The 11,848-nt window shown below is 52.0% G+C and carries 10 protein-coding genes; 7 read left to right on the forward strand and 3 right to left on the reverse strand.

The features are described from left to right. Positions 1 to 245: 245 nt before the first annotated feature. Positions 246 to 1,613, forward strand: coding sequence for a PTS transporter subunit EIIC (locus AB4K05_RS24285; protein WP_368482238.1), 1,368 nt, complete (start codon positions 246 to 248; stop codon positions 1,611 to 1,613). An 83-nt stretch (positions 1,614 to 1,696) separates the two neighbouring features. Here AB4K05_RS24285 and grcA read toward each other — a convergent pair whose 3' ends face one another. Beyond that, positions 1,697 to 2,080, reverse strand: coding sequence for an autonomous glycyl radical cofactor GrcA (gene grcA, locus AB4K05_RS24290; protein WP_368482239.1), 384 nt, complete (start codon positions 2,078 to 2,080; stop codon positions 1,697 to 1,699). A 319-nt stretch (positions 2,081 to 2,399) separates the two neighbouring features. Between grcA and ung the strand changes: the two genes are divergently transcribed. Then, entirely contained in the window at positions 2,400 to 3,080 is a 681-nt protein-coding gene (gene ung, locus AB4K05_RS24295; RefSeq protein WP_368482240.1) for a uracil-DNA glycosylase, read from the forward strand. 98 nt (positions 3,081 to 3,178) lie between these two features. Here ung and AB4K05_RS24300 read toward each other — a convergent pair whose 3' ends face one another. Continuing rightward, positions 3,179 to 4,279 carry a tRNA/rRNA methyltransferase gene (locus AB4K05_RS24300; RefSeq protein WP_368482241.1) on the reverse strand — a complete coding sequence of 367 codons (1,101 nt, stop codon included), beginning with the start codon at positions 4,277 to 4,279 and terminating at the stop codon, positions 3,179 to 3,181. Positions 4,280 to 4,483: 204 nt separating this feature from the next. On the opposite strand from AB4K05_RS24300, the gene trxC reads away from it, so the two are divergent. The 5 genes from trxC (at position 4,484) to AB4K05_RS24325 (ending at position 10,204) form a co-directional block, all read left to right on the forward strand. Then, on the forward strand, positions 4,484 to 4,909 hold the full coding sequence (gene trxC / locus AB4K05_RS24305; RefSeq protein ID WP_368482242.1) for a thioredoxin TrxC: 426 nt from the start codon (positions 4,484 to 4,486) through the stop codon (positions 4,907 to 4,909). 76 nt (positions 4,910 to 4,985) lie between these two features. After that, positions 4,986 to 5,684 carry a tRNA-uridine aminocarboxypropyltransferase gene (locus AB4K05_RS24310; RefSeq protein WP_368482246.1) on the forward strand — a complete coding sequence of 233 codons (699 nt, stop codon included), beginning with the start codon at positions 4,986 to 4,988 and terminating at the stop codon, positions 5,682 to 5,684. 35 nt (positions 5,685 to 5,719) lie between these two features. Beyond that, the gene (pat, locus tag AB4K05_RS24315) at positions 5,720 to 8,371 is read left to right on the forward strand and encodes a protein lysine acetyltransferase (RefSeq protein ID WP_368482243.1); all 2,652 of its coding nucleotides are present in this window, start codon (positions 5,720 to 5,722) and stop codon (positions 8,369 to 8,371) included. A gap of 108 nt (positions 8,372 to 8,479) precedes the next feature. After that, the gene (gene pssA, locus AB4K05_RS24320; RefSeq protein ID WP_368482247.1) at positions 8,480 to 9,835 is read left to right on the forward strand and encodes a CDP-diacylglycerol--serine O-phosphatidyltransferase; all 1,356 of its coding nucleotides are present in this window, start codon (positions 8,480 to 8,482) and stop codon (positions 9,833 to 9,835) included. A 42-nt stretch (positions 9,836 to 9,877) separates the two neighbouring features. Continuing rightward, on the forward strand, positions 9,878 to 10,204 hold the full coding sequence (locus AB4K05_RS24325) for a YfiM family lipoprotein (RefSeq protein ID WP_368482244.1): 327 nt from the start codon (positions 9,878 to 9,880) through the stop codon (positions 10,202 to 10,204). A gap of 2 nt (positions 10,205 to 10,206) precedes the next feature. On the opposite strand, the gene AB4K05_RS24330 is transcribed toward AB4K05_RS24325, so the two are convergent. Beyond that, on the reverse strand, positions 10,207 to 11,505 hold the full coding sequence (locus AB4K05_RS24330) for an MFS family transporter (RefSeq protein ID WP_368482245.1): 1,299 nt from the start codon (positions 11,503 to 11,505) through the stop codon (positions 10,207 to 10,209). Positions 11,506 to 11,848: the final 343 nt, after the last annotated feature.

Here is an 11,848-nt window from a genome sequence, read left to right on the forward strand (position 1 = left end):
AGAATGACATTATCTTCGCCCTATTTTTATCGCCGGGTAAACCTTTTTATTATTTAATTTTTTTGGTCTAAAAACCGCTTAATTTATATTAATAAAACGAACCAATTTAGCCAAAACACATCATTACAGCCCTAACATATGGCAAATTGTGATAAGAATCATATTTTATTGGTTTGTTTTTATGGTTTAGCTTATTTACCATTCAGCGACACAAAGAAAACAACGAACTTATCGCAGGAGCCGTTATGGGGACGCAAGAAGCTATCAGCAGAATTATTCGTCTGGTGGGCGGACCGGAAAATATCAATAAAGTCTGGCACTGTATGACTCGACTTCGCTTTGATTTAATTGACGATAAAAAAATTGCGCAGGATGAGATTAAACAGCTGCCCGGCGTCTTAGGCGCGCAATTGCAAAGCGACCAGTTTCAGATAATCATCGGTCCGAAGGTTAACAGCTGGTATGAGCAGTTGCAGGATACGCTGGGTACCCACGGTCAGGCGGAGACTCACGAGAAAAACAAAGAGCGAAAAAGCCTCGTGTCCCTCTTTATGGACACCGTTTCCGGCGTCTTTGGCCCCATTGTTCCCGCGATTGCCGGGGCCGGGATGATAAAAGGCCTGCTCGCGGGGCTAATCGCCCTCAAGCTAGTATCGACTAAAAGCGATACGGTGATGATTATCGACCTTATCGCCAGCGGCGTATTTTACTTCCTGCCATTTTTCTTGGCAGTGTCGGCGGCAAAAATCTTCAAAACCAATGAGTATCTGGCCGTAGCCGTGGCCGCATGTCTGATGTATCCGACCTTGATTGATGCCGCAAAAGCGTTGGCCGCACATCAGGACGGCGCAGTATCGGCACTGTGGCTACTTAACGCTATCCCCGTTTCAGTATTTAATTATGCCTCCAGCGTAATCCCTGTGATCTTCTCAATACTGGCTTTGAAATACATCCACCAAGCGGTGGACCGTGTCATGCCGGAAGTGCTGAAAACGGTGTTTACGCCAACGCTAACGCTCTTTATCGGCGCATTGGCGGCACTGGTGATCATCGGGCCTATTGGTATTTGGCTTGGCAAAATGCTGGCGTGGTTTATCGAAGGATTATTTGGCGTGTCGGCAAGCTTCGCCGGTCTGGTGGTTGGCGCAATTCGTCCGGTGGCCATTCTCACCGGGATGCACCATGCGATGACGCCAATCGCGCTACAAAACTTCAGCGATCGCGGCTATGACATGCTGATGCCGATGATGTTTATGGCCAACATGGCTATCGCCGGGGCCACTTTTGCCATCTGGCGCTTGAACAAAGACAACCGTACGGTAACCCTTTCCGCCGCTATCTCCGCGTTGTTGGGTATTACCGAGCCGGCATTATTTGGGGTATTAACACGTTATAAGAAAGCATTTATTGCCGCTACCGTCGCCAGTTCGTTGGCATCAGCCTTTATCGCCTTCTTTGGCGTACGTCTGTACGGCTATATTTTATCGAGCATTTTCAGCCTGCCCGCCTATATCGGCCCCTACTTTATCTTCGCCATTTCCGGCGTCGCTATCGCTTTGGTGCTGTCCTTTACGCTCACCACCATCTTGGTAGGCCGCGAACAGGCGAAATAAAAAATCCCCCGCAGGAACCCTGCGGGGGATTGATATCATGCCGTCGGTTTATGCCGACGCAGTCACTTTCCAGCCCGAATCAATTACAGGCTTTCGGTGAAAGTACGGGCAATAACGTCGCGCTGCTGTTCTGGAGTCAGAGAGTTAAAGCGCACCGCATAGCCGGAAACACGGATGGTCAGCTGAGGATATTTTTCTGGGTGCTCAACGGCATCCATCAGCGTTTCGCGACGCAGAACGTTAACGTTCAGGTGCTGCCCCCCTTCTACGCGAACTTCAGGTTTCGCTTCAACCGGGATTTCACGGTATTCGATGTCGCCCAACGCACTCAGTGCAACAACATCATCTTCTGCATAACCACCTTTTGCGCACAGGCAACGAGCTTCGCCTTTCTCGCTGTCGAGCAGCCAGAATGAATTCAGCAGGTCGTTATTAGCCGTTTTAGTAATTTGGATACCTGTAATCATTTGATGCCTCCCAAGGCTCTTTATATTCGTTTTTTAACCGGCCGTCTCGCGGCCAATTGGTAAAACCATTGTTGCTTGAGTGTATATATACCCCTCACACCACCCTGATTCTTTGATTTAAATCAATAAAAACCACACCATAAAAGTGGTCATGATGGAAAATACTTGTTTTGCATCAAGTTACGCCACCTAGAAGTCGTAAAAATCATTGTAAGTATTCAACTTTTTTTATGGTGCTCGTTAGCGATACCGCCATCCGATTTTGTGATGAGGAAAGAAGCAGTTAAGCTATGACAATAGAGAATCGCAGGAGAGCGAGATGACAACCCCTTTAAGCTGGCATGATGTGCTGGCAGATGAAAAGCAGCAGCCCTACTTTGTGAATACACTGGCAACTGTCGCCAGCGAACGTCAGGCGGGCGTAACCATTTATCCGCCGCAAAAAGATGTTTTTAACGCTTTTCGTTTTACTGAGCTAAACGATGTCAAAGTGGTTATTCTGGGACAAGATCCTTATCACGGCCCCAACCAAGCGCATGGCTTGGCATTCTCGGTCCAACCGGGCATCGCGACGCCACCGTCATTGCTGAATATGTATAAAGAGCTGGAAGGGACAATCCCCGGCTTTACACGCCCTAACCACGGCTATCTCGAAAGCTGGGCCCGTCAGGGCGTGCTGCTGCTGAATACGGTGTTAACCGTCCGCGCTGGACAGGCCCACTCGCATGCCAGTTTAGGCTGGGAGACCTTTACCGATAAAGTCATTGCGCTGATTAATGAACATCGGGAAGGGGTTGTGTTTTTGCTGTGGGGTGCGCACGCGCAGAAGAAAGGCGCCATTATTGATACCCAACGTCATCATGTATTGAAGGCCCCGCACCCATCGCCGCTGTCGGCACATCGCGGCTTCTTTGGTAGTAACCATTTTGTGCAGGCTAACCAGTGGCTGGCACAGCGCGGTGACGCACCGATTGATTGGATGCCGGTGCTTCCAGAGTAATGGGTGATTGATAGCGCTACGCTGACCAAGCCTCCCATTTTGCAGATATAAAAAAACCGGTGGAGCTGCCTCTACCGGTTTTTTTTCAACGTACGATATTACGCTTTATGCTGACGCCACCATTCGCCCAGCAGCACGCCCGTCGCCACAGAGACGTTTAGGCCTTCTACCGCACGAGTACCGTCAATCGATACGCTCATATCGGCAATGGTTGCCGCAGCGTCGGAAACACCGTCGCGATCCTGACCCAGAGCCAGCACCATTTTCTTCGGCAGCTCGGCTTTAAACAGCGGCATACCATTGCCGTTGCTGCTGGTCGTTACGATGGTATAGCCTGCTTTGCGGAACTGCTCCAGCGCGTCAATGAAGCTGTCGCCGGTGATTGGCTGAACATGCTCAGCGCCACCTTCGGCGGTACGAATGGCCGCACCCGATTCCAGCAACGCAGCGTCTTGCAATACCACGCCTTTCACACCGAAATGCGCGCAGCTGCGGATCATCGCACCGAGGTTATGCGGGTTACCCGCATCTTCCAGCGCCAGTACGCAATCATCTTCACCGCTTTGGGAAACCCACTGCTGTACAGAGGTGCCGTTACGTTTTTTGATCAGGAAGCAAACGCCGCCGTGATGTTCAGTACCGGACGCTTTCGCCAGCTCTTCTTCATCAACCACGTGGTAGGCTTTGCGGTTTGCCGCCATCCAACGCAGCGCTTCTTTAAAGCGAGGGGTCACGCTCTGTACGAACCAAGCACGAACGATCGCATCCGGGCGGCTCTGGAACAGCGCCTGGCAGGCATTTTCGCCGTACACGCGAGTCTCTTCCGCACGCTGGCGACGCAGCACTTCTGGATCGATAAAGCTTTTACCGCTGATGCCGCCGTGATCCGGTTTCACAATGGTGTCGTCGCCCGGCGCGCGGGAAACAGTACGCCATGGAGAACCTTCCCCACGATCGCGATCGCGCTCTACGTCGCGGTCACGACCTCGTTCACGACCACGATCGCTGTTAGGACCCTTTCTCTCATCACGGGCAGGGCGACGACCGCCTTCGGCACGGGAAGTACCAGCACGGGATGCGCCAGGACGGCCTCCGCCTTTACCAGTACGAGGATTTTGGGTGCGTTTGTCCGAGTCATCGTCACTGCGGACGTACATCACTTTGACCTTGCCGTTTTTGTTCTTCAGTTCGTCGCTCATGTTTTTCTCCACCTGCGCTGCGCGAAGCGCGCAGATTACCTGATGTGGTAGCGCTTAGCCATTACTTCATAAAAAAGACCGCGACTATTGTACCCATTGGATAAAACGCATTGTTGATTAATACAGTCTCGTTGATAATGTGTAACATTATAGAAACATTCGGCAACATTGCCGTCCTGCAACATGATGACCCAGAGGTGAGTTATGAATACCGTTTGTGCCCACTGCCAGGCGCTTAATCGCATTCCTGAAGAGCGTCTTAACGACGCGGCAAAGTGTGGTCGCTGTGGTGAAGAATTGTTTGATGGCGATGTTATCAACGCCACGGACAGCACGCTGGATAAACTGCTGAAGGACGATCTCCCGGTTGTCGTCGATTTCTGGGCGCCGTGGTGCGGCCCTTGCCGCAATTTTGCGCCGATTTTCGAGGATGTCGCAGAAGAGCGTAGCGGCAAAGTTCGCTTTGTAAAAGTGAACACCGAAGCCGAGCGCGAACTCAGCGCACGTTTTCGCATCCGCAGCATCCCGACCATCATGATTTTCAAAAATGGTGAGGTCATCGACATGCTTAACGGCGCTGTTCCTAAAGCACCGTTTGAAAGCTGGTTGAACGAAGCCTTACAACAGTAGTCTTCACGGGGCGCATCTTGTGCCCCGTATTCTCCTCTGCGACAATAGCGTTTTTGCCACGTCACTCCCAAGCCCCATGATTGAAAATGCCGTTCTACGGTTGCGCGCCGAACGTTTAGCCCGCGCGACTCGCCCTTTCCTTGCCCGTGGTAATCGGGTTCGTCGCTGCCAGCGCTGTCTGCTGGTGACGGGCTATTGCCTGTGCAACACCATTGCTCCACACCCTGCGCAAAGCCGGTTTTGTCTCGTGATGTTCGACACAGAGCCCATGAAGCCAAGCAATACCGGTCGTCTAATTGCCGATATTTTGCCGCAAACCGAAGCTTTTCAGTGGTCGCGTACCGAACCGCCGCTGGCGCTGCTGGAGTTGGTGAAAAATCCAGATTATCAGCCAATGGTGGTGTTCCCCTCTTCTTACGCCGGGCCTGAGCGCCAGGTGCTGAGCGCGCCGCCGTCAGGTAAGCCGCCGCTGTTTATTATGTTAGATGGAACCTGGCCGGAAGCACGAAAAATGTTCCGTAAAAGCCCTTGGCTGGACGGCCTGCCGCTGATTTCAGTCGATCTTTCACGCGTATCGGCCTACAGCCTGCGTGAAGTGCATGCCGAAGGGCAGTACTGCACGGCTGAGGTGGCGATTGCCCTGTTGGATCTTGCCAATGACACTGGAGCCGCTTCTGCACTTAGCCAGCATTTCACTCGTTTTCGTGAAAACTATCTTGCAGGAAAATCTCATCATCAGGGCAACATCACAACCGCCAGCGTGGAAAACGGTTAAACTCTTACGATCATCATCGCGTAAGGAAGACCGGTATGAGTCAACGTGGGCTGGAAGCACTTCTGAGGCCAAAGTCTATTGCGGTTATTGGCGCCTCGATGAAGCCTCAGCGTGCCGGTTTTTTAATGATGAAAAACCTGCTAGCCGGCGGTTTTACCGGCCCGGTTTTACCCGTCACTCCGACTTGGAAAGCGGTGCTTGGCGTACTGGCTTGGCCAACTATCGACAGCCTGCCCTTCTCTCCTGATCTTGCGGTATTGTGCACCCATGCCCGCCGCAATCTGGAATTACTGGAGTCTTTGGGGGAAAAAGGCTGTAAAACTTGCATTATCCTCTCTTCCACCCCCGATCAGTTCAGCGCGCTTAAAGCGTGTGCCGCACGCTATCAAATGCGCCTGTTGGGACCAAATAGTCTAGGCCTGCTGGCACCGTGGCAGGGGTTGAACGCCAGCTTTTCGCCGGTTCCCATCCGCAGAGGTAAACTGGCGTTTATTTCCCAGTCTGCTGCCGTCTCAAATACCATTCTTGACTGGGCACAACAGCGTGAAATGGGGTTTTCCTACTTTATCGCGTTGGGCGATAGTCTCGATATTGACGTCGATGATTTACTCGATTATCTGGCTCGAGACAGCAAGACCAGCGCAATTTTGCTCTATCTGGAGCATCTGAGTGACGCCCGCCGCTTTGTCTCCGCTGCGCGTAGCGCCTCACGCAACAAACCGATTCTGGTGATTAAGAGTGGTCGAAGTCCGGCCGCTCAACGCCTACTGCACGTCAATTCGGGCATGGACCCGGCTTGGGATGCGGCTATCCAGCGTGCCGGGTTACTGCGCGTTCAGGATACCCATGAACTGTTTTCCGCCGTTGAAACCCTAAGCCATATGCGTCCATTACGCGGCGAGCGGTTGATGATTGTCAGCAACGGCGCGGCACCTGCTGCGCTGGCGTTGGATGAGCATTGGGCACGCAACGGCAAGCTGGCGACGCTAAACGAAGAAACCTGCCATCAGCTCCAGGCACAGCTGCCGGACACCGTAAAAGCCGGCAACCCGTTAGATTTGCGTGATGATGCTAGTATTGAGCATTACGCATCGGCGGTGAATATCTTGCTCAACAGCTCGGATTTAGATGCGCTCATGATCATTCACGCACCCAGCGCGACCGCCACGGGAAGCGAAAGCGCCGCAGCGCTAATTGAACTGATAAAGCAGCATCCACGGGGAAAATTTGTCAGCGTCCTGACCAACTGGTGCGGCGAGTATTCCTCGATTGAAGCCCGCCGTATGTTCAGCGATGCCGGAATTCCCACCTACCGGACGCCTGAAGGGACAATCACCGCCTTTATGCACATGGTGGAGTACCGACGAAATCAAAAGCAGCTGCGTGAAACGCCTGCACTACCGCATAGTCTGACCGCCAATACCGCTCAGGCCCATGAACTATTACAACAGGCCATTGATAATGGGATTAGCGCGCTGGATACGCACGAAGTCCGTCCAATTTTAAACGCCTATGGCCTGAATACCCTGCCAACTTGGATTGCTTCTGACAGCGCTGAGGCGGTGCATATCGCCGAACAAATTGGTTACCCGGTGGCGTTGAAGCTGCGCTCGCCCGATATTCCTCATAAATCAGAAGTACAGGGCGTGATGCTCTACCTGCGTACCGCCGCCGAAGTCCAGCAGGCAGCGGATGCTATTCTCGATCGTGTAAAAATGGCTTGGCCACAGGCGCGAATTCACGGTCTGCTGGTGCAAAGTATGGCTAACCGTGCCGGTGCTCAGGAACTGCGCGTCGTCGTGGAACACGATCCGGTGTTTGGCCCGCTGATTATGCTGGGGGAAGGCGGGGTGGAATGGCGCGCCGAAGATCAGGCCGCGGTGGCTTTGCCTCCACTCAATATGACGCTGGCGCGTTATCTGGTCATCCAAGCCATTAAGAGCAAGAAGATCCGTGGACGCAGCGCGTTACGCCCTTTGGATATTGCCGGACTCAGCCAGCTTTTAGTTCAGGTATCTAACCTGATTGTGGACTGTCCGGAGATCCAGCGTCTTGATATTCATCCCCTTCTCGCTTCCGGCAACGAATTTACAGCGCTGGATGTCAACCTCGATATCGCCCCGTTCGGGGGAGCGAGTGAGAGCAGGCTTGCGATACGCCCCTATCCGCAGCACCTTGAAGAGTGGGTGACGATGAAAAACGGCGACCGCTGTCTTTTTCGCCCCATCCTCCCCGAAGATGAACCTTTGCTGCAGCAGTTTATTGCCCGAGTCACCAAGGAGGATCTCTACTATCGCTATTTCAGTGAAATCAACGAATTTACCCACGATGATTTAGCCAATATGACGCAGATCGACTACGATCGGGAAATGGCGTTTGTTGCCGTTTACGATTCTACTGAGGGCACGGAGATCCTTGGCGTTACACGTGCGATCTCCGACCCCGACAATATCGATGCGGAATTCGCCGTGCTGGTGCGTTCAGATCTAAAAGGCCTCGGCCTTGGTGGACGCCTGCTGGAGAAGCTTATTGCCTATACTCGTGCTCACGGCTTAGCTCGGCTGAACGGGATTACCATGCCAAACAATCGCGGAATGATAGCGCTCGCGAGGAAACTTGGCTTCGAAGTTGATATTCAGCTGGAAGATGGCATTGTCGGTCTATCATTACGCCTAACCGATGACTAAGTTGCTGGAAATGCTACCCTTCCCCAAAAGAGGTGGTATCATTGACCGCTTACGTCGTCTGCCTGGTACAGAAGACCCTTCACTAAATCAGAGAAGAAACGCACTGTGATGTTGTCAAAATTTAAGCGTAATAAACATCAACAACACCTTGCCCAACTACCCAAGCTTTCACAGTCTGTTGATGATGTTGAGTTTTTCTATACTCCAGCAGATTTTCGTGTTGCTCTGCTCGCAAAGATTGCCAGTGCTACACGCCGGATTTGTATCGTCGCCTTGTATCTCGAACAAGACGATGCCGGTAAAGCGATTCTGCAAGCACTGTATGATGCCAAGCGTCAACGCCCAGAACTTGATGTTCGGGTACTGGTTGACTGGCACCGCGCACAGCGTGGGCGTATTGGTGCTGCTGCCTCAAACACAAATGCAGACTGGTATTGTCGTACCGCCAAAGAAAATCCGGGCGTTGATGTTCCGGTTTATGGCGTGCCTATCAATACCCGTGAAGCGCTAGGCGTATTGCATTTTAAAGGCTTTATCATCGATGACTGCGTGCTCTACAGCGGTGCTAGCATCAACGATGTTTATCTGCATCAGCACGACAAGTATCGTTACGATCGCTATCAGTGCATCCGTAACCCGCAAATGTCCGACATCATGTTTAATTGGGTGTCGCAAAATCTGGTTGAAGGACGCGGCGTAAATCGTTTGGATAATAGCGAGCGCCCAAAAAGCCCAGAGATTAAGAACGATATTCGCCAGTATCGCCAAGAACTGCGTGATACCAGCTACCACTTTGACGGCAACGCCAGCGATGATGAACTGAGCGTCACACCGCTGGTCGGTCTGGGTAAATCCAGCGATCTCAACAAAACCATTTTCCATCTCATGCCGTGCACTGAGGAAAAACTCACTATCTGCACGCCATACTTCAACCTTCCCGCGCTGCTGGTTCGTAGCATCATTCGACTGCTGCGAGAAGGTAAGAAGGTGGAAATTATTGTTGGTGATAAAACCGCGAATGATTTTTACATTCCTGAGAATGAACCGTTTAAGATTATCGGTGCGCTGCCTTATCTGTATGAAATCAACCTGCGCCGCTTCTTGAGCCGCCTGCAGTATTATATCAATACCGATCAACTGATTGTGCGCCTGTGGAAAGACGGTGATAACAGCTACCACTTAAAAGGCATGTGGGTTGATAACGAGTGGATGCTGCTGACGGGTAACAATCTCAACCCGCGCGCTTGGCGACTGGATCTTGAAAATGCGGTATTGATCCACGATCCGAAAAAGCAACTGGCGTCGATGCGTCAGAAAGAGCTGGAGCTAATTCGCAAACATACCACGGTCGTGAACCACTACCGTGAATTGCAGAGCATCGCTGAATACCCGGTTAAGGTGCGAAAACTTATCCGCCGTCTGCGTCGTATTCGTATCGATAGGCTCATCAGCCGTATCCTTTAAAGTATAGCCCCGTCTCGACGGGGCTTTTTTTCAGGAGTCCCTATGCCCCGAATTGCCGTTCTATTCTGCATGCTCACGCTCAGTGGCTGTAGCCATATGGCGAATGATGCTTGGACAGGGCAAGATAAAGCCCAGCATTTTATTGCATCCGCAATGCTTGCCGCGGCGGGCAATGAGTATGCGCAGCATCAGGGCATTAGCCGAGATCGTAGCGCGGCAATTGGTTTTATGTTTTCAGTAAGCCTTGGTGCGTCAAAAGAGCTGTGGGACAGCCGCCCGGCGGGGAGCGGCTGGAGCTGGAAAGATTTTGCCTGGGATGTTGCGGGCGCCACCACCGGATATACGCTTTGGCAGTTGGCTCATCATTAGTTCTACAGGCGCAACCCTTTTCCTTTACGGTGTAGTTTCAGCGATACCAAAAATGCCAACGCCGCCATCACCGTGACGTACCAGAAAAAGGCAGTCTCAATGCCGGATGATTTGAGCGACAGCGCCACATATTCAGCCGAGCCGCCGAACAGAGCATTGGCAACCGCATAGGACAGTCCAACGCCTAACGCACGCACCTGCGCCGGAAACATTTCGGCTTTGAGGATCCCGCTAATAGAGGTGTAGAAACTGGTGATCAGCAGTGCACACATAACCAATGCAAATGCGATATATGGCGAGCTGACGTTTTGCAGCGCGGAGAGAATGGGTACGGTGAACAGCGTGGCCAATGCGCCAAAGCAGAGCATGGAAGTACGGCGTCCAAGTTTATCTGACAGCATGCCAAAGAACGGCTGTACCAACATGTAAACAAACAGCGCGGCTGTCATAATAATGCTGGCAAGGTTGGCGCTCATTCCCGCCGTATTGACCAGATACTTTTGCATGTAGGTAGTGAAAGTGTAGAAACTCAGCGAACCCGCGGCGGTAAAACCAAGTACCATCACAAATGCCTTACGATTACGCCACAGCCCCTTAAGCGATCCGGCCTCTTTCAACGTACGCGTTTCTTTTTGCGAAGTTTCATCCAGCCGGCGACGTAGCCATAAAGCGACAACGGCTAATGCCGCTCCCATGGCAAACGGTATTCTCCATCCCCAGGCGTGTAGGTCTTCACTGCTCAGAATATTTTGCAATATGACCACCACTAGAACCGCCAGTAGCTGCCCGCCAATCAAAGTCACGTACTGAAACGAGGCATAGAATCCCTTGCGCCCTTCCACGGCGACTTCACTCATATAGGTTGCGCTGGTGCCATACTCTCCACCAACGGACAGCCCCTGAAATAGGCGAGCCAGAAGCAGCAGCGCCGGGGCCCAAGTGCCGATCACGCTGTAACCCGGTAAGCAAGCAATCACCAGTGAACCAAAGCACATCATGCAGACAGAAATCAGCATTGAAACTTTACGGCCTCGGCGATCGGCAATGCGGCCAAATAGCCAGCCGCCAATCGGACGCATCAGGAACCCTGCAGCAAACACGCCAGCGGTCTGGAGCAATTGAGTGGTGGTATTTCCGGACGGGAAAAAGATATGGGCAAAATACAAAGAACAGAACGAGTAGACATAAAAATCGAACCATTCAACAAGATTTCCTGATGAAGCTCCGACAATTGCCATAACGCGACGGCGAGTATCGCTGTCGGTTAGCGTCCTTTCTGAGGTCACACTGGTTACAGCCATTCGTTAACTCCTGCCAATAGCGCTCTCCTGCCTTACCGGGCGTACACGTCACGCAGGCAGATATTTTAGTAACCAAAATGTTATACAATTGTTATATTTAAATTAGTGACACACATCACACATTTTGTTAGCAAGATCACGATCTTAGGATTAGCTCTAGCGTAGAGGATGGGTAAGAAGGAGGTTTTATGGCAGGAAGGTGCATCTAATTGAAATAGTTGATTATTAGGTGGGCCGGATAAGGCAACGCCGCCATCCGGCAATCTGCACCGGGCGTGCCTGATGGCGCTGCGCTTATCAGGCCGACACCATGAGCCGTTAATGCCATTTCCCCAGACCACAG

It is taken from the genome of Kluyvera sp. STS39-E, assembly GCF_040932435.1.
Classification (GTDB): Bacteria; Pseudomonadota; Gammaproteobacteria; order Enterobacterales; family Enterobacteriaceae; genus Kluyvera.